General features: G+C 71.3%; 23 protein-coding genes. 15 read left to right on the forward strand and 8 right to left on the reverse strand.

The genetic code is table 11. The features are described from left to right. Window positions 1–102 precede the first annotated feature (102 nt). From AB0A63_RS06920 to AB0A63_RS06935, 4 genes are read left to right on the forward strand one after another with little or no spacing between them, the layout of a single operon-like run. Window positions 103–441 (forward strand): helix-turn-helix transcriptional regulator, encoded by a 339-nt coding sequence (locus AB0A63_RS06920; protein WP_360386180.1) that lies wholly within the window; start codon window positions 103–105, stop codon window positions 439–441. Beyond that, window positions 426–1118, forward strand: coding sequence for a permease prefix domain 1-containing protein (locus AB0A63_RS06925; protein WP_360386183.1), 693 nt, complete (start codon window positions 426–428; stop codon window positions 1116–1118). Before AB0A63_RS06920 ends, AB0A63_RS06925 begins: the two co-directional genes overlap by 16 nt. Beyond that, the gene (locus AB0A63_RS06930; protein WP_360386186.1) at window positions 1115–1417 is read left to right on the forward strand and encodes a DivIVA domain-containing protein; all 303 of its coding nucleotides are present in this window, start codon (window positions 1115–1117) and stop codon (window positions 1415–1417) included. The genes AB0A63_RS06925 and AB0A63_RS06930 overlap by 4 nt, the downstream gene beginning before the upstream one ends. After that, window positions 1404–1952, forward strand: coding sequence for a DNA-3-methyladenine glycosylase I (locus tag AB0A63_RS06935; protein WP_360386189.1), 549 nt, complete (start codon window positions 1404–1406; stop codon window positions 1950–1952). The genes AB0A63_RS06930 and AB0A63_RS06935 overlap by 14 nt, the downstream gene beginning before the upstream one ends. A gap of 64 nt (window positions 1953–2016) precedes the next feature. Here the strand turns inward: AB0A63_RS06935 and AB0A63_RS06940 are convergent, their stop codons facing one another. Beyond that, window positions 2017–2802: an enoyl-CoA hydratase-related protein gene (locus tag AB0A63_RS06940; protein ID WP_360386192.1), complete on the reverse strand. Its 786-nt coding sequence runs from the start codon at window positions 2800–2802 to the stop codon at window positions 2017–2019. A gap of 12 nt (window positions 2803–2814) precedes the next feature. After that, the gene (locus AB0A63_RS06945) at window positions 2815–3612 is read right to left on the reverse strand and encodes a PaaX family transcriptional regulator C-terminal domain-containing protein (RefSeq protein WP_360386194.1); all 798 of its coding nucleotides are present in this window, start codon (window positions 3610–3612) and stop codon (window positions 2815–2817) included. 208 nt (window positions 3613–3820) lie between these two features. Here AB0A63_RS06945 and AB0A63_RS06950 point away from each other — a divergent pair, with 208 nt between their 5' ends. From AB0A63_RS06950 to AB0A63_RS06960, 3 genes are all read left to right on the forward strand, one after another. Then, window positions 3821–3988 carry a DUF3117 domain-containing protein gene (locus AB0A63_RS06950; RefSeq protein ID WP_065914675.1) on the forward strand — a complete coding sequence of 56 codons (168 nt, stop codon included), beginning with the start codon at window positions 3821–3823 and terminating at the stop codon, window positions 3986–3988. A 165-nt stretch (window positions 3989–4153) separates the two neighbouring features. Further along, the gene (locus AB0A63_RS06955; RefSeq protein ID WP_360386196.1) at window positions 4154–5572 is read left to right on the forward strand and encodes a leucyl aminopeptidase; all 1419 of its coding nucleotides are present in this window, start codon (window positions 4154–4156) and stop codon (window positions 5570–5572) included. A 78-nt stretch (window positions 5573–5650) separates the two neighbouring features. Continuing rightward, window positions 5651–7249 carry a hypothetical protein gene (locus AB0A63_RS06960; RefSeq protein WP_360386199.1) on the forward strand — a complete coding sequence of 533 codons (1599 nt, stop codon included), beginning with the start codon at window positions 5651–5653 and terminating at the stop codon, window positions 7247–7249. Here AB0A63_RS06960 and AB0A63_RS06965 read toward each other — a convergent pair. Next, window positions 7231–8124, reverse strand: coding sequence for a LysR family transcriptional regulator (locus tag AB0A63_RS06965; protein ID WP_360386201.1), 894 nt, complete (start codon window positions 8122–8124; stop codon window positions 7231–7233). The genes AB0A63_RS06960 and AB0A63_RS06965 overlap by 19 nt on opposite strands. A 52-nt stretch (window positions 8125–8176) precedes the next feature. Here AB0A63_RS06965 and AB0A63_RS06970 point away from each other — a divergent pair, with 52 nt between their 5' ends. Next, on the forward strand, window positions 8177–9421 hold the full coding sequence (locus AB0A63_RS06970; protein ID WP_360386204.1) for an MFS transporter: 1245 nt from the start codon (window positions 8177–8179) through the stop codon (window positions 9419–9421). Window positions 9422–10749: 1328 nt separating this feature from the next. Here AB0A63_RS06970 and glgA read toward each other — a convergent pair. Then, the gene (gene glgA / locus AB0A63_RS06975; RefSeq protein WP_360386206.1) at window positions 10750–11901 is read right to left on the reverse strand and encodes a glycogen synthase; all 1152 of its coding nucleotides are present in this window, start codon (window positions 11899–11901) and stop codon (window positions 10750–10752) included. An 88-nt stretch (window positions 11902–11989) separates the two neighbouring features. Between glgA and glgC the strand changes: the two genes are divergently transcribed. Then, entirely contained in the window at window positions 11990–13204 is a 1215-nt protein-coding gene (gene glgC / locus AB0A63_RS06980) for a glucose-1-phosphate adenylyltransferase (protein ID WP_360386208.1), read from the forward strand. Between the two features lie 180 nt (window positions 13205–13384). Here the strand turns inward: glgC and AB0A63_RS06985 are convergent, their stop codons facing one another. Continuing rightward, a complete protein-coding gene (locus tag AB0A63_RS06985; protein WP_360386211.1) occupies window positions 13385–14017 on the reverse strand; it encodes an O-methyltransferase in 633 nt (210 codons plus the stop codon). 198 nt (window positions 14018–14215) lie between these two features. Here AB0A63_RS06985 and sigE point away from each other — a divergent pair, with 198 nt between their 5' ends. The 4 genes from sigE to tatB all read left to right on the forward strand — a co-directional run bounded on the left by sigE (window position 14216) and on the right by tatB (window position 17344). Beyond that, window positions 14216–14818, forward strand: coding sequence for an RNA polymerase sigma factor SigE (sigE, locus tag AB0A63_RS06990; RefSeq protein WP_045312713.1), 603 nt, complete (start codon window positions 14216–14218; stop codon window positions 14816–14818). Then, a complete protein-coding gene (locus tag AB0A63_RS06995) occupies window positions 14815–15357 on the forward strand; it encodes a zf-HC2 domain-containing protein (protein WP_360386214.1) in 543 nt (180 codons plus the stop codon). The genes sigE and AB0A63_RS06995 overlap by 4 nt, the downstream gene beginning before the upstream one ends. A 65-nt stretch (window positions 15358–15422) precedes the next feature. Further along, window positions 15423–16949 carry a trypsin-like peptidase domain-containing protein gene (locus AB0A63_RS07000; protein ID WP_360386217.1) on the forward strand — a complete coding sequence of 509 codons (1527 nt, stop codon included), beginning with the start codon at window positions 15423–15425 and terminating at the stop codon, window positions 16947–16949. Window positions 16950–16966: 17 nt separating this feature from the next. After that, window positions 16967–17344, forward strand: a complete 378-nt coding sequence (tatB, locus tag AB0A63_RS07005; RefSeq protein WP_360386219.1) for a Sec-independent protein translocase protein TatB — start codon at window positions 16967–16969, stop codon at window positions 17342–17344. 66 nt (window positions 17345–17410) lie between these two features. On the opposite strand, the gene AB0A63_RS07010 is transcribed toward tatB, so the two are convergent. Beyond that, a complete protein-coding gene (locus AB0A63_RS07010) occupies window positions 17411–18556 on the reverse strand; it encodes a P-loop NTPase (RefSeq protein ID WP_360386221.1) in 1146 nt (381 codons plus the stop codon). A gap of 103 nt (window positions 18557–18659) precedes the next feature. Between AB0A63_RS07010 and AB0A63_RS07015 the strand changes: the two genes are divergently transcribed. Together AB0A63_RS07015 and AB0A63_RS07020 are read left to right on the forward strand one after the other, a co-directional pair. Further along, complete coding sequence (locus AB0A63_RS07015; protein WP_360386224.1) at window positions 18660–19127, forward strand: MarR family transcriptional regulator; 468 nt, start codon at window positions 18660–18662, stop codon at window positions 19125–19127. Beyond that, complete coding sequence (locus AB0A63_RS07020; RefSeq protein ID WP_360386226.1) at window positions 19124–19522, forward strand: NUDIX domain-containing protein; 399 nt, start codon at window positions 19124–19126, stop codon at window positions 19520–19522. Before AB0A63_RS07015 ends, AB0A63_RS07020 begins: the two co-directional genes overlap by 4 nt. Window positions 19523–19546: 24 nt before the next feature. Here the strand turns inward: AB0A63_RS07020 and AB0A63_RS07025 are convergent, their stop codons facing one another. Continuing rightward, complete coding sequence (locus AB0A63_RS07025; protein WP_360386229.1) at window positions 19547–20032, reverse strand: DUF1003 domain-containing protein; 486 nt, start codon at window positions 20030–20032, stop codon at window positions 19547–19549. After that, the gene (locus AB0A63_RS07030) at window positions 20025–21278 is read right to left on the reverse strand and encodes a CBS domain-containing protein (RefSeq protein WP_360386232.1); all 1254 of its coding nucleotides are present in this window, start codon (window positions 21276–21278) and stop codon (window positions 20025–20027) included. The genes AB0A63_RS07025 and AB0A63_RS07030 overlap by 8 nt, the downstream gene beginning before the upstream one ends. Between the last annotated feature and the right edge of the window lie 14 nt (window positions 21279–21292).

Here is a 21292-nt window from a genome sequence, read left to right on the forward strand (position 1 = left end):
AGCCACGCTATATGTAGCGTGCCTACAGCAAGGCGGATCTGCTGCAACATCAGGGACATCTCAGGGCTCCCCGGAGGCGGCGCATCAGTAGAGTCGCTACTCATGAAGCCCGACGCGCTGCGTGGCCACCTGGACGCGTTGCTGCTGGCCACACTCGACGGCGAGCAGCTGCACGGCTACGCGATCATCGAGGCGTTGCAGCAGCTCAGCGGTGGTGCGCTGGACCTGCCCACCGGCACGGTCTACCCCGCGCTGCGCAGGCTGGAGCGGGCGGGCCACGTCACGAGCGACTGGAGCACGGTCGGCGGGCGCAAGCGGCGGACCTACCGGCTCACCTCGGCCGGCCAGCGGGCGCTGAGCGCCGAACGCACCGCGTGGCGGGAGTTCACGACGGTCATCGACGGGGTGCTGGGAGGTGGTGGCGGGTGGGCCCGGACGTGATCGACCACCGCGTGATCGACCGGTACGTGACCGACCTCGGGTCCCGGCTGCGTGGCTCGAAGCGGCAGGTCCGCGACCTCCTCGCGGAGACCCGCGACAGCCTGTCCGACGCCACCGAGGCCCACGTCGAGAGCGGTCTCACCGAGCAGGAGGCGCAGCGGCGCGCCGTCGCGGAGTTCGGGCCGGTCAAGGAGATCGCGAACGAGTACCAGGCCGAACTGGCCGTCGCGTACGGCACGCGGACGCTCATCTGGCTCGCAGTCGTGCTGCCGTTGCTGCACATGGCGTGGGAGTTCGTCCGGATGCTGCTCATCGGGCCGTGGCAGGACTTCGGGACGGTGCCGCCGCAGTGGTACCTGTTCATCGCCAAGGCGAACGACCTGGCCGGCGGTGTCGCGTCCGGGATCGCGCTGGTGGCCCTCGTGCTCGGCCGGGTCCTCGCGCGCACGTGCGACACGAGGCTGCTCGCCCGGCTCGGCGCGGGCGTGGCGCTGGGCGCGGTCGGCATGGTGCTCGCGGGCAACCTCGCGATCATCGCGGCCACCGCGCACCTCGACCCGGCGCGGCTGCTGCAGTCGGTGCCGATGAGCGTCGCCAGCCTCATCACCTGGACCGTGATCGTCCGGCTCGGTCTGCTCGCTCGCCGCTGCCTGAGCTGTGCCACGATCGTCGCGTGACCAACGCCCTGATCTACCTGATCGTGATGGTGGCCGTCGCGGCAGTGGTGTTCCTGCTCGCGGCGTTGGTGTTCGGGCGCGGCGAGGAGCTCGCCCCGCTGCCGCCCGGCGCCTCGCCCACGCGGCTGCCGGCCGACGACATCACCGCGGAGGACGTCCGCGAGCTGAAGTTCCAGCAGGTGTTCCGCGGCTACAAGATGAGCGAGGTCGACTGGGCGTTGCAACGGCTCGCGACCGAGGTGGAGACGCTGCGGGCGCGCGTGCGGGAGCTGGAGCCGGAGAGCCATGAGCGAGCGTGAGCGTTGCCCGTGGGGCGGCTCCACGCCGGACTACATCAACTACCACGACACCGAGTGGGGCGTCGAGCTGCACGGCACGAACGAGCTGTACGAGCGGATGTCGCTGGAGGCGTTCCAGTCCGGGCTGTCGTGGATCACGATCCTGCGCAAGCGGCCGGCGTTCCGCGCCGCGTTCGCCGGCTTCGACCCGGAGCTGGTCGCCGGTTTCGGACCGGCCGACGTCGAACGGCTGATGGCCGACGCCGGCATCGTCCGCAACCGGATGAAGATCGACGCGGTGGTCCACAACGCCCGCGTGATCACCGAGCAGGACCTCGACCTCGACGCGCTGCTGTGGTCGTTCGCGCCGCAGGACCACGTCCGCCCCGCCACGATCACCGACGTGCCCGCGATCACGCCCGAGTCCAAGGCGATGGCCAAGGAGCTCAAGCGCCGCGGCTTCAAGTTCCTCGGCCCCACCACGTGCTACGCGCTGATGCAGGCCACCGGCATGGTCGACGACCACATCGCGACCTGCTTCCGCGCCTCCTCCTGAGGGCATCTGCAAGTACTGCCAACTGCGAGTTGGTGGTACTTGCAGATGCCGGAACAAGCAGGGGTCAGCGGCCGGTGAACTTCGGGGCGCGCTTGGTCACGAACGCGTCCACGGCCTCGCGGTGGTCAGCGGTGGCGCCGCAGTCGGCCTGGGTGCGGCGCTCGGCCTCCAGCGCGTCCTCCAGCGTGCCGTCGGCGGCGGCCGCGAGGGCTTCCTTGATCTTCGCGTAGGCCGTCGTCGGACCGGCGGCGAGCTTCGCGGCGAGCAGGTGCGCGGTGGAGAGCAGCTCGGCGTCCGGCACGACCTGGTTGACCATGCCGATCCGCAGCGCCTCCTCGGCACCGACCGGCTGCGCCAGCAGCATCATCTCCATCGCCCGGCCGTGCCCGATCAGCCGCGGCAACGTCCACGAGGCACCCGAGTCCGCGGTCAGCCCGACGTTCGCGAACGCCATCAGGAACTTCGCCGACGCGCCCGCGATCCGCAGGTCGGCCGCGTAGGCGAACGACGCGCCCGCGCCGGCCGCGCTGCCGTTGACCGCCGCGATCACCGGCTTCGGCATGCCGATCAGCTCGCGCACGATCGGGTTGTAGTGCAGCTCCACGGTGTGCAGCGGCGCGGGGTCACCGGCCTGGAGCAACCCGATGTGCTCCTTGAGGTCCTGGCCCGCGCAGAACGCCCGGCCGGCGCCCGTGATCACCACCGCGCGCACCGAGGAGTCGGCAGCCGTCTCCTTCAACGCCTCCAGGAACGCCACCTTCAACGCGACGGTGAACGCGTTGAACGACTCCGGGCGGTTGAACGTGAACGTGCGCACTCCGTCAGCGTCGTCGACGAGGAGCTCGGACACTCGGGACCTCCATCAAGCAGTGGAAACGTTGCGGACCGGGCGCAGGCACTCGTCGACGAAGCGGCTCGTGCCCGGTGCCAGCCGCAGCGTCTGTTCGTCGAAGAACGACGCTGCCGCCCGGCCCGGCCAGTCCTGGGGCAACAGTTCAGCAGGAAGACCGGGATCGCGGAACAGGAACTTGCGCCACGCGTGCAGCAGCTGCTGGGAGGCGGCGAAGGCGGCCGCGTCGTCCGATTCGTCCACAACGGACACCACCGGTTGCCAGTGCGCGACGAACGCGGCGTAGTCGCGGCCCAGTCCGTCCAGGTCCCAGGCCCTCGCCGCGAGCTCGGCGTCCGCGCCGTCGTGTGAACCGTGAAAAGTTCGTGCGGGAACTTCTCCGGCGGCCAGCACGTCGGCCAGCTCCGGCGAGGGCCGGGGTGCGATCCACGTCACCGGGCCGAGGGCGCCGTAGCCCAGCAGCTGGAGCTCGGAGGCCAGGTGGTCGCGCGAGTCGCGGCCGGGCAGCTCCTCCAGGACCACGACGTGCCAGCGACCGTCCCAGGTGGACGGCCGGGTGCGGTAGATGCGGGCAGCGGCCTCGTCGAGCCGCCGTTCCCCGCGGGGTGTCATCGCGTAGCCGGGCCCGTCGGGCAGCCGCACGGGGTGCAGCCAGCCCTGCCGGACGGTGCGCGAGACCGCCGTGCGGACGGCGGGCGCGGCGAACCCCAGCGGCTCCAGCAGCCGGACGAGGGCGGCGATGGTGGCGGCACCACCGCGTTCGCGCAGGTGGCCGCCGTAGACGTCGAATAGCGCGGAACGGGCTCGCACCCTGTTGAGTCTGTCACGCCGCGCCGTGGAGTGCCGAAAGTGTTGCGCGGTCGTGAAACCGGGTACTGACCAGGGACAAGTGAAGATCCACAACTGTCACCCGGACTCGCCAAAAGATCGGTTCGGTTTCGCCCCTGAGTCGCGATAGGGGAGAATGGAGCAGATCCGGCCTGGCCGGACGGGGAAGAGTTGACGGAGGGAGCACGCGATGGCGGCCATGAAGCCCCGGACCGGCGACGGTCCCCTCGAGGTCACCAAGGAGGGACGCGGCATCGTCATGCGCGTGCCGCTCGAGGGTGGTGGGCGCCTCGTCGTCGAGATGTCGGCGGACGAGGCCAGCGCCTTGGGCGACGCGCTGAAGGCCGCCGCCGGCTGAGGCACCCGGCGAGAGAAGCACGTGAAGCCCCGGTTTCCACAGTGGAGACCGGGGCATCGCTTGTTGCAACCAGGGGCGGGGGCGAACGGCCGCGCCGCTGGGTGAGAATGAGCGGTCCCTGATGCACAACGAGAGGTCCAGGTCGTGGGGTCGACGGTTCCGGCAGTGCCAACCAAGCTCGTGGACGTCGAGGTGGCCGTGACGCCGCGGCGCAACGTGCCGGCGGTCGTGCTCGCGGGCACCGGTCCCGCGCTCGGTCCGGGTGGCGAGGGCATCGACACCGCCGACCTGACGGGCAAGGCCGGCGAGGCGGTCCGCCACCGGGCCACCGGCACGTGGACGCTCGGTGTGGGCACCGGAACGCTCAGCGACTACCGCACGGCCGGTGCGGCGCTCGTGCGCGCGTTGGGCGGTGACGACGCTCCCAAGACCGCCGACGTGCTGCTGACCGCCGACTTCGACGCCGACAAGGTGCGGGCGTTCGTGCTGGGCGCGGCGCTCGGCGGCTACCGCTTCAAGGTCACCGGCGAGGAGGCGCCCCGCCGGGTCGGCTCGCTCCGCCTGGTGACGCCCGACCAGGGCTTCGAGGAGGTCCTGACCTCCGCCGCGCTGAAGGCGCACGCGCTCGCGACGGCCACCGCGCTGACCCGCGACCTCGCGAACACGCCGTCCAACGTCAAGGACCCGCGCTGGCTCGCGACCACCGCGGCCAAGCTCGCCGACCGAGTGCCCGGCCTGTCCGCCGTCGTGCGCGACGAGAAGTGGCTGGCACAGCAGGGCTTCGGCGGCGTCCTCGCCGTGGGCGGCGGCTCGTCCCGCCCGCCGCGGCTGGTCGAGCTGACCTACGACGGCGGCACCGGCCCGCACCTGGTCTTCGTCGGCAAGGGCATCACGTTCGACACCGGCGGCATCTCCGTGAAGCCGGCCGACGGCATGCACCTCATGCGCACCGACATGGCCGGTGGCGCCGCGGTGATCTCCGCGCTGCTGGCCGTGGCCCGGCGCGGGTTGCCGATCAGGGTCACCGGCCTCGTGCCGTGCGCCGAGAACCACGTCTCCGGCTCGGCGTACCGGCCGGGCGACGTCGTGCGGCACTACGGCGGCGCCACCACCGAGGTGCAGAACACCGACGCCGAGGGCCGCATGGTGCTCGCCGACGCGATGGCGTACGCGGTGAAGACGCTCAAGCCGGACCTCGTCGTGGACGTGGCGACGCTGACCGGTGCCATGAAGGTGTCGCTCGGCCTGCGCACGGGCGGCCTGTTCACCGCCGACGACACGCTGGCCCGCACCGTGGTCGACGCGGGTGTGCGGGTGGGGGAGAAGTGGTGGCGGATGCCGCTGCTGGAGGAGCACGTCGAGGCCGTGACCAGCGAGATCGCCGACTACCGGCAGTGCCCGCCCGGTCCCGGCGGCATCACCGCGGCGCTGTTCCTGCAGAAGTTCGCGGGCGACGTGCCGTGGGCGCACCTCGACATCGCGGGCCCGGCGCGGTCGGAGAAGGTCTACGAGGAGGTCGTCGCGGGCGCCACGGGCTTCGGTGCGCGGACCCTCGTCGAAGTTGCTGAACATTTTTCGCGTTAGTAGCCGATCGGACCGTTCGAGACGGCGGTGCCCCACGGCATGATGTGAGCTCCTTCACAACGCCGTAGAGGAGCGCTCGTGTTACTCCGCCTGGCACTCGCCGTCTCGTTGCTCCTGACCGCGCTGACCCCCGCCGTGGCGAGCACGCCGTGGTGGGAGCCGGTGGCCCGGCCCGCGCAGGACTCGCAGATCGGGGTGACCGGCGAGCCGTTCCGCGGGACCGACGGCCAGGGCCGGGTGCGCGGCCTCGTCGACGCGCACAACCACCTGATGACCAGCGAGGCGTTCGGCGGCCGGCTGATCTGCGGCGCGCCGTTCGCCGAGGGTGGCGCGCCGGAGGCGTTGCGGGACTGCCCCGAGCACCACCCCGCCGGGCTCGGCGCGATCTTCGAGGCCGTGGTGACCTCGGACCTCGACGGCCACGACCCGGTGGGCTGGCCGACGTTCCGCGACTGGCCGTCGTACACGACCGTCTCGCACCAGCAGAACTACTACGCCTGGCTGGAGCGGGCGTGGCGCGGCGGCCAGCGAATCCTGGTGACGGACCTGACCAGCAACGCCGAGCTGTGCGTGATCTACCCGTTCAAGGACCGGCCGTGCGACGAGATGACGTCGGTGCGGCTGCAGGCCAAGCGCACGTACGAGCTGCAGGACCACGTCGACCGGATGTTCGGCGGCCCCGGCAAGGGCTGGTTCCGGATCGTGACGACGTCCGAGCAGGCGCGGTCGGTCGTGGAGCAGGGCAAGCTCGCCGTCGTCCTCGGCATCGAGACCTCGGAGCTGTTCGGCTGCCGCCAGCTCCTGGACCTCCCGCTGTGCGGCCGGGGTGACATCGACCGCGGTCTCGACGAGGTCTACGCGCTCGGCGTGCGCAGCGCGTTCCTGTGCCACAAGTTCGACAACGCCCTGTGCGGCGTCCGCTTCGACTCCGGCGTGCAGGGCGGCGTGCTCAACGCCGGCCAGTTCCTGCGCACCGGCACGTGGTGGCAGACCGAGCGGTGCAGGGGCCCGCAGCAGGACAACCCCATCGGCTTCGCCGGCCCGAACGCCCTGATCCCCGCCACCGTCGTCGCCCCGGCGTACGACCCGGCCCAACGCTGCAACGTGCGCGGCCTGACCGCGCTGGGCGAGTACGCGGTGCAGGGCATGATGCGCAGGCACATGATGATCGAGGTCGACCACATGAGCGTGAAGGCCGCCGGCCGCACGCTGGAGCTGGCCGCCGCCGCGCGCTACCCCGGTGTCCTGTCCAGCCACGGCTGGATGGACGCGCAGTGGACCGAACAGGTCTACCGGCTCGGCGGGTTCATCGCCGGCTACGAGAACGACCCCGACAGCTACGTCGCCCAGGCCGCCGCCACCGAAGCCCTGCGCCGCAGGTACGACGTCGGCCTCGGCTTCGGCTCCGACTTCAACGGCGTCGGCTCCCACCCGGCCCCGCGCACCGGCGTGACCTACCCGTTCCGCAGCTACCCGGACGGCCCGCTGGTGGACCGGCAGAGGACCGGCGAACGCGTGTGGGACGTCAACACCGACGGCGGCGCGCACATCGGGCTGCTGCCGGACTGGGTCGAGCAGGTGCGGCAGCTCGGCGGCGACCAGGTCGTGGCGGACCTGCTGGGCGGGGCGGAGTCGTACCTGCGCACGTGGTCGGGGACTCAGCGCTGGACCTCGTGAGTGCGCAGGGCGTGCTCGCGGAACGCCCTGACCGCCGGTGGCAGCGGCTGGTCCGTCAGCCACGACAACCCGAACACCCGGCTCGACCGCGGCGTCAGCGGCAGCTCCCGCACGCCTGCCGGTGGCGTGAACTCGGGGTGGGGCAGCAACGCCACCCCGAGTCCCGCCGCCACCAGCCCGCGCACGGTCTCGGTCTCCTGCCCCTCGAAGGCGATGCGCGGCGTGAACCCGGCCGCCGCGCACAGGTCGTCGGTGATCTGCCGCAGCCCGTAGCCGTGCTCCAGGACGATGAAGTCCTCGTCCCGCAGGTCCGTCAGCCGCACCGCCCCGCGCGCGGCCAGCCGGTGCGCGGCGGGCACGACGACGATCAGTTCCTGCTCGAACAGCACCACCGAGGAGAACTCGGGGCCGGACGGCGGCGGGGCGACCAGCGCGAGATCGATCTCGCCGGAGACGAGCTTGTCCACCACGCCCTGGCGCGCGTCCTGGACCAGGCCGAACCGCACGTGCGGGTGCTCGGCGCGGAAGCCGCGGACCAGCTCCGGCACCACCGAGCGGCCGAGCATGTGCAGGAACCCGAGCACCACGCGGCCCTTCTCCGGGTCGAGTTCCTCCTCGACCTCGCGCAGGCCCGTCTCCAGCGCGGCCAGCGACCGGGTGGCGGCGTCGGCGAGCAGGCGGCCCGCGCGGGTCAGGCGGACGCGGCGGCCGGACCTGACCACCACCGGAGCGCCCAGTGCGTCGCTCAGCTCGGCGAGCCAGCGGCTGACCGTGGGCTGCGGCAGGCCGAGGCGCTCCGCGGCACGGGTCACGTGCTCGTCAGCGGCAAGCGCTTTCAGCACAGCCAGCTTCGGAGCCAGCTCCAATTCGTCCACGGATCAATTCTGACGCATTTCCGTATTGGACGGATGCTTTAGCGTCGGAAGCATGACCAGGCTGACCGCGTCCATCGCCGCGTCCGGACTCGCGAGCTTCGCGCTGCTGTACGCGCCGCAGCCGCTGCTGCCGCTGATCGCGGACGAGTACGGCCTCGGGCCGGGCGGTGCGTCGCTGGCGATCTCGGCGTCCACGCTGGCGCTCGCGCTGGTCGTCGTGCCGGTCGCGGCGCTGTCCGAACGGATCGGGCGACGGCCGGTGATCGTCGCGAGCGTGCTGCTGGCCGGGCTGGTCGGGCTCGCGCTGCCGTTCGCGCCGAACTACGACGTGTTCCTGGTGCTGCGCGTGCTGCAGGGCGCGGCGGTCGCCGGGGTGCCCGCCGCGGCCATGGCGTACCTGGCCGACGAGCTCGACGGCGGCGGGCTCGGCGCGGCGATGGGCGCGATGATCGCGGGCAACAGCGCGGGCGGCATGCTCGGCCGGCTCGCGTCCGGACTGACCGCGGACTGGCTGGGGTGGCGCGGCTCGCTGCTGGCGGCGGGGGTGTTCGGGCTGGTGGCGGCGGCCGTGGTGGTGTTCTTCCTGCCGCCGGCGCGCACCCGGCCGAAGCGGGCGCCGCGGGCGCTCAAGGCGGCGCTGCGGGACCCGGTGCTGCTGTCGCTCTACGCGGTGTCGGTGCTGCTGGTCGGGTCGTTCATCTCGTTCTACAACGTCGTCGGCTTCCAGCTCGGCGGGCCGACGTGGCTCGAGTCGCTGGTCTTCCTCTTCTACGGCGTCGGCAGCGTGGCGTCGGCGTTCGCGGGCCGGTTCTCCGACCGGTTCGGCCGCGGCCGGGTGCTGCTCGCGTGCATCGGGGTCCTCGCGCTGGGCGCGCTCGCGAGCCTGGTGTGGGTGCCGCTCGGGCTGGCGGTCGTCACCGGCGGGTTCTTCGCCGCGCACGCCACGGCCAGCGCCTGGGTCGGTGCGCGCGCTCCGGAACACGCCCGCGGCCAGGCGTCCGGGCTGTACCTGCTCGGCTTCTACGTGGGCAGCAGCGTCGGCGGAACGGCGGGCAGCACGGCGTTCGGCGAGTGGGGCTGGGGCGGGCTGGTCGCCGTGGTCGTGGGCTGGCTGGCGCTCGCCGCGATGCTCGCTCAGAACTCCAGCGCGAGCGTGAGGCGCGCGTCGACCGGCATCAGCGCGACCTTGCCGAGCCGGGGCAGGTCGGGGTTGCCGTCGACCAGCCCCACCGTGACCGAGCGGGTGTCCGCCGGGATCTCCACCACGACCGCGAACGGCAGCGGGCCGCCGTCGTAGCGGGCACCGACCTGCGGTGCCGCCGAACCGTCCGGCAGGGTCACCGTGACCAGGTCCTTCGTCAGCAGGCCGCCCGCGGTGTCCGGCACGTCACCGGTGGCCTCCAGCCGGACCTCCAGCAGCGCCTTGTCGGGTGCGGAGGCCGTGGCGACGTCGTACTGGCTCGGACCGAGCTTCACCGGGCGCTGCCGGCCGAGCTTGACGCCGGTGACCTTCATGCCCATGGCGTTGCCGCCGAGCCGGAACTTCTGCGTCTGCTCGGCGAACTGCGCCGGACCGGCCGCGCGCAGCAGCACGGCGGGCGGGTTCTCGGCGCGCTTGCCGGACGGGACCTCGACCCGCTGCTCCAGCGACTTGGCGCCGAGCGTGCCCAGCGCGAGCGTCTCGGTGCCGGCCTGCGGGTCGGGCACGGTGTAGACGACGAACACCGAGCCGTTGGCCGGCAGGCGGTCCTGCGGCAGCACCTGGCGCTTGCCCGGCAGCTCCAGCGCGAGCTCGGAGGGCTGCGGGGCGAAGCCCTGCCAGTTGGTGCGCAGGTAGCCGCTGTCGGTCTCGTTGAGCTTCTCGACCTTCATCCGCAGCACGCGCAGCCGGGAACCCGGCTCTGCGCGCACGGTGCCGTCGGAGGTGTGCCACAGGTCCGGGTTCGCCCAGCCGGTCACGGCCGTGGAGAGCAGGTCGTCGCGCACCCGCACGTCGACGTTGCCGAGCCCGAGGTCGGAGTTCGACCGCTTGCCGTCGTCGGGCAGCACGGCGAGGAAGTCCCTGCCCGCGGTCAGGTCCTGCTGCTTGGCCGGGTCGAACTGCTTGCCGTCGGTGCGGATCAGCGTGCCCACCGGGGAACTGCGGTTGCCGCTCTCGGGCACCTGCGGCGACTGGACCTCGAAGCGGACCTCGTCGTCGGTCTTGCCGACCTCCTTGAGCGGCACGGGCACCCAGTCGGTCGAGGCGCCGGTGCCGGGCACCTGCACCGGGCCGCACCACAGCCGCCGGTCCACCTCGGAGTCGACGCCGGTCTTGGCGAACCAGCAGCTGACCGCCGCGGCACCCGCCCGTGCCACGTAGCCGTACTCCAGCGTGAACGAGATCTGCGCCTCGGCCTCCGACTGCAGGTCGGAGGCGCCGGCGAGCTTCTTGCCGTCGACCGTGAGCGTGGGAGCGGGCGGGGCCGCCTTCGGTGCTGACGCACATCCGGCCGCCGCCAGGACGACCGCCAGACCCAGCACCGCACAACGCACAGTCCTCGCGCCCCTCACCAGTTGGAACCAAAAGTCACTACTGGTTAAAGGCGGCGTTCACACTTCAGGGTTGCCCCGGACGTGTGTGGCTCAAATCACACTGCGGTAGACCTCGACCGTCTGCTCCGCCATCGCGGCCCAGGAGAATTCCTGCTCAGCCCGCTTGCGACCGGCCGCGCCGAACCTCTTGGCCCGCTCCGGGTCGGCGATGAGTGAGTTGATCGCCTCACTCAACTGCAATCGATAGGTCGACGGGTCGTGCTCGTCGTAGTGAACCAGGAGCCCGGTCTCACCGTCCGCGACGACCTCGGGGATGCCGCCGACGTCGGAGGCCACGACCGCCGTGCCGCACGCCATCGCCTCCAGGTTCACGATGCCGAGCGGCTCGTAGACCGACGGGCACACGAACACCGTCGCGTGGCTGAGGATCTGCCGGACCTCCGCGGGCTGCAGCATCTTCTGGATCCAGAACACGCCCTCGCGCGCCGCCGCGAGCTCGCTCACCGCGAGCCGGGTCTCCTCGGCGATCTCCGGGGTGTCCGGCGCGCCCGCGCACAGCACGATCTGCGCCTCCGGCGAGATCTGGTGCGCAGCGGCGACGAGGTGCCCGACGCCCTTCTGCCGGGTGATCCTCCCCACGAAAGCGACGATCGGCTTCGTGGGATCGATCCCACGGGACGTCAGGGCGTCCGTCTCGGCGACCGGGTGGTAGGCGACGGAGTCGATCCCGTTGCGGACGACGTGGACCTTCGCGGGGTCCAGCGCCGGGTAGGCGTCCAGGACGTCCGCGCGCATGCCCTCGCTCACCGCGATGACCGCGTCGGCGTGCTCGTAGGCGGTGCGTTCCGCCCATGACGAGATCCGGTACCCGCCGCCGAGCTGTTCGGCCTTCCACGGCCGGCGCGGCTCCAGCGAATGCGCGGTCACCACGTGCGGCACCCCGTGCAGCAGCTTCGCGAGGTGGCCGCCCATGTTGGCGTACCAGGTGTGCGAGTGCACGAGGTTCGCCGTGGACACCGCCGCCGCCATTTCGAGGTCGACGGCAAGTGTGGTCAACGCCGCGTTTGCGTGCTCCAAAGAATGGGGAGGGTTGTGCGCCGTGGCGTCTCCCCTGGGCGCCCCGAAACAATGCACGTCGACATCGACCAGCTCTCTGAGGTGCGGCACGAGGAATCCCACGTGCACACCAGCGCCGCCGTAGACCTCCGGCGGGTACTCCCGCGTCATGAGCGCAACTCGCACGCACCCACCGTAGATCACAGCGCGACACGGTGGGACGAACTGCTTTGCGTCTGGTTCGCGGACGATCGCCCGGATAGGGTCACGTGTTGTGAAGGGGCAGCCGCACGTCCTCGGAATTGTGCTTGCCGGTGGTGAAGGCAAGCGCCTGTGGCCACTGACGGCAGACCGCGCGAAACCGGCCGTGCCCTTCGGGGGCAACTACCGGCTGGTCGACTTCGTGCTGTCGAACCTGGTCAACGCCGGGCTCGCGAAGCTCTGCGTGCTGACGCAGTACAAATCGCACTCACTGGACCGCCACATCTCGACGACGTGGCGCCTGTCCAATGTGCTCGGTCAGTACGTGACGCCGGTCCCGGCCCAGCAACGCCTGGGCCCGCGCTGGTACACCGGCTCGGCCGACGCGATCTTCCAGTCGCTGAACCTCGTCCACGACGAGAAGCCGGACCACGTCGTGATCTTCGGCGCGGACCACGTGTACCGGATGGACCCCGGCCAGATGATCTCGCAGCACGTCGAGTCGGGTGCCGCGGTGACCGTCGCCGGCATCCGCGTGCCGCGGACCGAGGCCAAGGCGTTCGGCTGCATCGACTCCGACGCCTCCGGCAAGATCACCCGCTTCCTGGAGAAGCCGTCGGAGCCGCCGCACGTGCCGGACGACCCGGACGTGACGTTCGCGTCGATGGGCAACTACGTCTTCACGACCGAGGCGCTGCTCGACGCGCTGCGCGGGGACGCGTTGAACCCGGACTCCGACCACGACATGGGCGGCGACATCATCCCGATGCTCGTCGACCGCGGCAAAGCGCACGTCTACGACTTCCAGGACAACGAGGTGCCCGGCGCAACGGACCGCGACCGCGGCTACTGGCGCGACGTGGGAACGATCGACGCCTACTACGACGCCCACATGGACCTGGTCTCCGTCCACCCGATCTTCAACCTCTACAACCAGCTGTGGCCCATCCGCACGGCGACGCCGCCGCTGCCGCCGGCCAAGTTCATCGCGGGAGGGTCCGCTGAGGACTCGATGGTCGGCCCCGGCGCGATCATCTCCGGCAAGATCCACGGCTCGGTGATCTCGTCGGACGTGGTGGTCGAGGTCGGCTCGGTCGTGCAGGGCTCGGTGCTGCTGCCGGGCGTGCGGATCGGCAAGGGCGCGGTGGTCCGGCGGGCGATCCTGGACAAGAACGTCGTGGTGCCCGACGGCGCGCTGATCGGCGTGGACGCCCCGATGGACCGCGAGCGCTACACCGTCTCAGCAGGCGGCGTCACAGTCCTAGGCAAGGGCGTCCGCGCCTACTAGCCCACACCCCTCTTCTCTTACACACCCCTTGCATGCGCCGATAACCCGCGCACGCGCGGATCGCACGAAAGGTCCCCGCGTGCGACAGGAGCGCACGAAAGGGCCCCGCGTTCCCCTCCAGAAGGCACGCGGGAGTCCCGCGTTCCCCTGGAGGGCACGTGGGGGCCCCGCGTGACCGTCCTAGGGGCGGCGGGCGGCGACCAGGAGGCCGTCGCCCAGCGGCAGGATGACTGGAACGAGGCGCGGGTCCTCCCGGCACGAGCGCGCGATCTCGCGCATGGCCAGGGTCGACTCGTCCTTGACCTTCGGGTCGACGACCTTGCCGTGCCAGAGGACGTTGTCGAACGCGATGACGCCGCCGGGCCGCAGCATCCGCACCCCGTGTTCGAGGTACTGCGGGTACTCGGGCTTGTAGGCGTCGACGAAGACGAGGTCGTAGGCCGCGTCGGTGAGGCGGGGGAGGACCTCCAGGGCCTTGCCCATGATCAGGCGGGTCCGCGACGGTGAGATGCCGGCGGCGGCGTACGCCTCGCGGGCGGCGCGCTGGTGTTCGGGGGCGACGTCGATGGACGTCAGCACGCCGGACCTCGGCATCCCCGACAGCAGGTAGAGGCCGCTGGTGCCGGCGCCGGTGCCGATCTCGACGACGGCCTTCGCCTGCAGGGCGGCCGCGAGGAACCTGAGAGCGGCTCCGCCACCCGCGCCGATGGGCACGCAGCCCAGCTCCTCACCGCGTGCGCGCGCGGCGAGGTGCACGTCGTCCTCGGGGAGGTACTGCTCGACGTACTCCCGCAGGGCCGATTCCGGTGTCACAAGGACGAAGGCTAGTGCCACTTGTGCCCAAAACGGGTGAACGCCGCCCGAACCGAGATTCTCAGGGTGCTCTCAGCCAGCTCTCACGATCGTTTAAACCGCGCGGGAGAAGGTACAGGGGCAAGAAGCCAGGCTCTGGTCGGGAACAAGCCGGACCCGCCGTCCGTTGAGCCGCACAAGGGTCGCCGGGCGGCCCACATGGAGGTGCCGAAACACCTGATGCGCACGCAGTCGAGTTCGCCGGAGGCCGTCGCGCCCATCGAGACGGCCGACTGGACGCCGCCCTCGTGGGACAGCATTGTCCGCGAGCACGCGGACAGGGTCTACCGGCTCGCGTACCGCCTGACCGGCAACCAGCACGACGCCGAGGACCTCACGCAGGAGACGTTCATCCGCGTCTTCCGCTCCCTGGCGTCGTACAAGCCGGGCACCTTCGAGGGGTGGCTGCACCGCATCACCACCAACCTCTTCCTGGACATGGCACGCCGGCGCAGCCGCGTGCGCATGGAGGCGCTGCCCGAGGACAACGACCGCCTCGAGGGTGACGACCTGTCCCCCGAGGAGATCTACGACGAGAACCACCTCGACCCGGACCTGCAGGCCGCGCTCGACGAGCTCCCCCCGGAGTTCAGGGCCGCCGTCGTGCTCTGTGACGTGGAAGGACTCTCCTACGAGGAGATCGGCGCCACTCTCGGGGTGAAGATGGGTACCGTGAGGAGCAGGATCCACCGGGGCCGCCAGGCCCTGAAGGTCGCTTTGGAACGCCGTCGTCGGGAATCGTTGCTGGAGGACTCTGCATGACCGACCTCCGTGGTTGGAGCCTGCCTGAGCAGCACCTGTTGCCGGATGCCGTGGTCGCGTTCGTGGACGGAGAGCTGTCCTCGGTCGCACACGAGCGAGCCTCTGCGCACATCCAGCGCTGCGGCTTCTGCGCGTTCGAGACCTACACGCAGCAGCAGGCGCGCGCAGCCGTGCGCACCGCGTCGGCGCCCACGGCGTCGGCCTCGCTGCTCGACCGGCTCGGCGCCATCCCGCAGGAGGTCGAGCTGCCGTCCGCACCGGACGGGCTCGCGATCACCGAGGACGGCCAGTTCGTCGCCGTTCAGCGCACCGACAAGCCCGCGTTCGGCTCCGGTCCCGTGCTGGGGTCGTCCAAGCCGCTGGGCAGCCAGGGCTGGTTCACCGGCCGCAGGGCCCGCCAGGGAGCGGGCGTCGTCGTGAGCGGCATGCTGCTCGGCGCGCTCGCGTTCGCCACCCCGGACGGCGAGCCGAAGCTGCCCGCGCAGCCGGCGCCCTTGATCCACCAGGACCTGACCGGCGCGCTCGTCGGCACCCGCTGACAGCTATTTCACCGCTCGTCAGGCAGGCTGTGGTTCAGCACTCCTAGCGGAAAACTCGGGGAGAGATGAGCCAGCAGTCGCCCAACGGCCAGACGCCCACACCTGTGTCCGGAGTGGACGACGGAGCACACCGCAGGCTGCGCCCGCGACCGCTCGTGCAGCCGCCGGTCGACCCCACCCACGCCACCGCCTTCGGCCGCCCCGCCGGTGTCGACGGCGCGTTCGCCGCGCGCACCGTGCAGGTTCCCCAGGTGCAGTCCGCGCCACCGCCACCCGAGTCGCTGGCCACCGCGTTCGGCCGCCAGGGCTCCGGTGAGCTGTTGCAGCGCCCGCCCGGCCACCAGCCGCACAGCACGCCCGACCCCGACGTCGACCCGGTCTTCTGGGACGGCAAGCCCGCCGCCGACCCGTGGCGCGACCCCGCCGCCGGTGCCGTCATCGGCCCGCCCGCCGTGGGCGAGGACCCGCCGGGAGAGCCGGAGAAGGCCCAGGAGCCCGGTCCCCAGCTGAGCGTCCCCGAGCTGCTGTTCGGCCGCCGCGTGAAGCCCACCGCCCTCGCCCTGCTGATGGTCGCCGCCCTGTTGGTCGGTTCCGTCGGCGGCCTCGTCGGCTGGCTGATCGGGCGCGCCGGCAACCCGCTGACCGACTCGACGGTCACCCTGGCCGAGGTCTCGGAGGGCAAGGAACGCCCGGCCGGCTCGGTGTCCGACATCGCCAAGCGCGTGACCCCGAGCGTCGTCTCCATCGAGTTCAAGGGTGCGAACGTCGCGGGCGTCGGTTCCGGCGTCGTCATCGAGAGCGGCGGCTACATCCTCACCAACGACCACGTCGTCGCCCCCGCCGCCGCGGACTCCTCGGCGAAGCTGAGCGCCGTGTTCACCGACGGCACCCGCGCCGCGGCCCGCGTCGTGGGCCGCGACCCGAAGACCGACCTCGCCGTCATCAAGGTCGAGGTGACGAACCCGACGGTGCTGCAGTTCGGCAACTCCGACGAGCTCCAGGTCGGTGACTCCGTGATCGCCGTCGGTTCGCCGCTGCAGTTGTCGAACACCGTCACCGAGGGCATCGTCTCCGCGCTGCACCGCCCCGTGACCGCCGCGGGCGAGAACGGCGGCCCCCAGGTCACCTACGACGCCATCCAGACCGACGCGGCCATCAACCCCGGCAACTCCGGTGGCGCACTGGTCGACTCGCGCGGTGCCCTGGTCGGCATCAACTCGTCGATCCGCACCGAGACCGGCGGTTCGGTCGGCCTCGGCTTCGCCATCTCCGGCAACCAGGCCCGCAAGATCGGCCAGGAGCTCATCCGCAGCGGCTCGGTCAAGCACGCCGACATGAACGTCAACGTCAAGTCGGTCTCCGCCGAGACCTCCGAGGGCGCCCAGGTGCAGAACGTCCCCGCCGGTGGGGCCGCGGCCACCGCCGGCATCCAGGAGGGCGACGTCATCACGAAGGTCGGCGACCGGATGGTCCGCAACGCCGCCGAACTGGTCGTAGCGGTCAGGGAACACGAAATCGGCGAAACCGTGCAGGTCGTGCTGGCGCGGCAGGGCCGTGAGCTGAAAATCGACGTCACGCTCAAGTCCGACTGACAAGTAGGCTGGGACCCGTGTTCGACAGCATCGGATGGGTCGAGATCCTCATCATCGTCGTCGCGGGTCTCTTCATCCTGGGCCCCGAACGCCTGCCGTCCGCGGCGGCCTGGCTGGGCAAGACGGTCCGCCAGGTCCGTGAGTACGCGACCGGCGCACGCGAGCAGCTCAAGCAGGAGATGGGCCCGGAGTTCGAACAGCTCCGCAAACCCCTGGAGGACCTGCGGGAGCTGCGCAACTTCGACCCGAAGCGCGCGGTGACGAAGCACCTCTTCGACGACCCGGAGCCGACGACGAAGGCGAACGGCTACCCGACGCCGCCCACTCCTCCCACCCCTGAGCAGCGCCCTCTGGCCCCTGGCGAACGCCCGCCGTTCGACCCGGACGCCACCTGACCCGAGAACGAACGAGGGGCCCCGCGTCACCGGTCCGGTGACGCGGGGCCCCTCGTCCTCGTTCTGCTACCGCCCGGCGGGTGAGACGTTCAGCAGGCGGCCGGCCAGGCCGCGGGAGCGGACCGAGAGCTTCGTCGCCACCTCGGTGAGGACCTGCGCGGCCGCCGAGTCCGGCACGGCCTGCACGATCGGGGTGCCCGCGTCACCGTTCTCCCGCAGCCGCGGGTCCAACGGGATCTGGCCGAGCAACGGCACGTCGGAGCCCACCGCACGGGTCAGCGACTCGGCGACGGCCGCACCGCCGCCCGCGCCGAAGACCTCCATGCGGGAGCCGTCGGGCATCTCCAGCCACGACATGTTCTCGATCACGCCCGCGACCCGCTGCCGGGTCTGCAACGCGATGGAACCGGCGCGTTCGGCCACCTCGGCGGCGGCGGTCTGCGGGGTCGTGACGACCAGGATCTCGGCGTTCGGCACGAGCTGGGCCACGGAGATGGCCACGTCACCGGTGCCCGGCGGGAGGTCGAGGAGCAGGACGTCGAGGTCGCCCCAGAACACGTCGGCCAGGAACTGCTGCAGCGCGCGGTGCAGCATCGGGCCGCGCCACACCACCGGGGTGTTGCCGGGGGTGAACATGCCGATCGAGATGACCTTCACGCCGTGCGCCTGCGGCGGCATGATCATCTTCTCGACCTGGGTGGGACGGCCGTCCGCGCCGAGCATGCGGGGGATCGAGTGGCCGTAGATGTCGGCGTCGACGATGCCGACGGACAGGCCGCGCGCGGCCATGGCGACGGCCAGGTTCACGGTGACCGAGGACTTGCCGACACCGCCCTTGCCGGACGCGACGCAGTAGACGCGGGTCAGCGAGCCGGGCTGGGCGAACGGGATGACCGGTTCCTCGGTGCCGCCGCGCAGGGTCTTGCGCAGCTCGGTGCGCTGGGCGTCGCTCATCACGTCGAGGTCGACGCGCACCGACGAGACGCCTTCCAGCGCGGACACGGCCGCGGTGACGTCGGCGGTGATCTTGTCGCGCATCGGGCAGCCGGCGACCGTCAGGTAGACCCCGACCACGACCGAGCCGTCCGCGGCCACCTCGACGTCCTTGACCATGCCGATCTCGGTGATCGGACGGCGGATTTCGGGGTCCTGCACACCGGAGAGCGCCTTGCGGACGTCCTCCGCGGTGGGGAGGGGCTGCGTGGTGGTCACCGATCCATGCTACGTCCGGTTCACGCCCGTCCTACCGGCCGGTCACTTTCCAGCGCAGGCCCAGGTCGTAGCGGGAGGAGCGCTGTCCGTAACATCGACGTCCGTGCCGGAATCGGGTAGTTCCCGATTGCCCACCCGCGTCGAGCTCGGGGTGTGGCGATCGTTCCTCCGCGCGCATGCACGGATCACGCGGGTCCTCGAGACCGAACTGATTGCTGAGCAGCGCCTTTCTCTCGCGGCGTACGACGTGCTGGTTCAACTGGCCGAGTCGCCCTCCACGCGCATGCGCATGACCGAGCTCGCCGACGCCGTCCTGCTGTCCCGCTCCGGCGTGACCCGGCTCGTGGACCGGCTGGAACGCGCGGGGCTCGTCGGGCGGGAACGCGCCGACGGTGACGGACGCGGCATCGTGGCCGTGCTCACACCGCTCGGTGCCGAACGCCTCCGCAGCGCCTCCACCACCCACCTGGCGGGCGTCGCCGAGCACTTCGGCGAGAGCTTCGGACCCGGTGAGCTGGAGGCCTTCGGACGCACCTGCGACCGGCTGGCCGCGGACGACGTCTTCCCGTGATCACCGTCGTGGGACTCGTGCACGTCGAGGCTGGCCGCCTCCTCGTTGTGCGCTCACGCAACAAGAAGGCCTTCTACCTCCCCGGCGGCAAGATCGAACCCGGCGAGACCCCGGCCGAGGCGCTGCGCAGGGAGGTCCGCGAGGAGCTCGGCACCGACCTCGACCGCCCCGAGGTCCTTCAGCGCTACGTCGCCCCCGCGTACGGCGAGGGAGAGGGCGCGATCGTCGACATGACCTGCTTCACGGCGGAGCTGCTCGGCACACCGCAGCCGACGAGCGAGATCGCCGAGCTCACCTACGTCACCCGCGACGAGTACCGCGCGCACGCCGAGACGGCACCCGCGATCCACGACGTGCTGGCCGACCTGGTCGAGGCCGGGCACGTCAGGCCGTGAGCAGCGGCTGGTCCCGGTCGGCCGTCACGGCCTGACCTTCTTGCGGTTGTCCTGCTCCTTCACCAGCTTCTCCAGCTCACCGCGGATGAAGTCGCGCGTCGCCACCTCGCCGAGGGCCAGTCGCACCGCGGCCAGTTCGCGCGCCAGGTACTCGGTGTCCGCCTTCGTCTGCGCCGCCCGCTTGCGGTCCTCCTCCAGCGACACCCGGTCCCGGTCGTCCTGCCGGTTCTGCGCGAGCAGGATCAGCGGTGCGGCGTAGGCGGCCTGGGTCGAGAACGCCAGGTTCAGCAGGATGAACGGGTACGGGTCCCACCGCAACGACACCGCGACGAGGTTCACCGTGATCCAGACGACGACGATCAGCGTCTGCCAGAACAGGAACTTGCCGGTGCCGAGGAAGCGCGCGAGCCGCTCGGAGAGCTGTCCGAACGTGTCGGGGTCGATCGAGAACCGGAAACCCCTCGGTTCGCGCGGCTGGTCGAGCCTGCGGCGGGGCAGTACTTCAGGCATGGCTCAGTCCCGTCTCGCGCCAGTTGTCCGGCAGCAGGTGGTCCAGCACGTCATCGACGGTGACCGCGCCGAGCAGGTGCTCGGTGTCGTCGATCACCGGTGCGCACACCAGGTTGTAGGTGGCGAAGTAACGGGTCACGTCGCTCAGCGAGGCGTTCGGCGACAACCGGGCCAGGTCGGTGTCGAGCACGCCGGCGACGAGGTCGAACGGTGGTTCGCGCAGCAGCCGCTGGATGTGCACGCAGCCGAGGTAGCGGCCCGTCGGCGTCGCGGAGGGGGAGCGGCAGACGAAGACCATCGACGCCAGCGCCGGCGTGAGGTCGGGGTTGCGCACCCGTGCCAGCGCCTCCGCGATCGTCGCGTCCGGCGTCAGGATGATCGGTTCCGGCGTCATCAGACCGCCCGCGGTGTCGAACGAGTACTCCAGCAGGCGGCGGACCGGTTCGGACTCCTCGGGTTCCATGAGGTCGAGCAGCCGGTCCTTCGTCACCTCGGACAGCTCGGCGAGCAGGTCGGCCGCGTCGTCCGGGTTCATCGCCTCCAGGACGTCCGCGGCGCGTTCCTCGTCCAGGTGCGACAGGACGTCCTTCTGGTCCTCTTCGGACAGTTCCTCGATGACGTCCGCGAGCCGTTCGTCGTCGAGGGCGTCCGCGACCTCGTGGCGGCGCTTGGGCGGCAGCTCGTGGAGGGCGTGGGCCACGTCGGCCGCGCGCATGCCCTCGAACACCGCGACGAGCTGCTGCGCACCCTGCGGCTGGCCGGCGAGCTGGTTCACGCTCAGACCGCTGACGTCCTCCCACCGCCACACCTGCACCGGTCCGCGCCGGCCGAGGCGTCCGGAGCGCCGGCGGACCGCGACCTTGACCATCCGCCAGTCACGGGTGCGGGTCAGCTCCATCGCGGCGTCGGTGACGGTCGCGGACGAACCGTCCTCCAGCTCCACCGTGGCGTCCAGCACCTCGCCGATCACCAGGACCTCGTTGACCCGCTGGTGGAACGGCCGCAGGTTCACCGACCCGGTCGCGAGCGTCACCGCGTTCGGCTCGACCGTGGTGACCCGCAGCATCGGCACGAAGATCCGCCGGCGGGTGGCGAGCTCGACGACCATGCCGAGCACCCGCGGTGGCTGCCGGTCGATGCGGAGGCTGATCACGACGTCCCTGGCCTTGCCGATGGGTTCGCCATCGGGGCCGAAGACGGGGAGTCCGGCCAACTGCGCGATGTAGACCCTGTTCACAGCCACCACGACAGCGAGCCTAG

This window comes from Lentzea sp. NPDC042327 (assembly GCF_040647275.1).
In the GTDB taxonomy this organism is placed as follows: Bacteria; Actinomycetota; Actinomycetes; order Mycobacteriales; family Pseudonocardiaceae; genus Lentzea.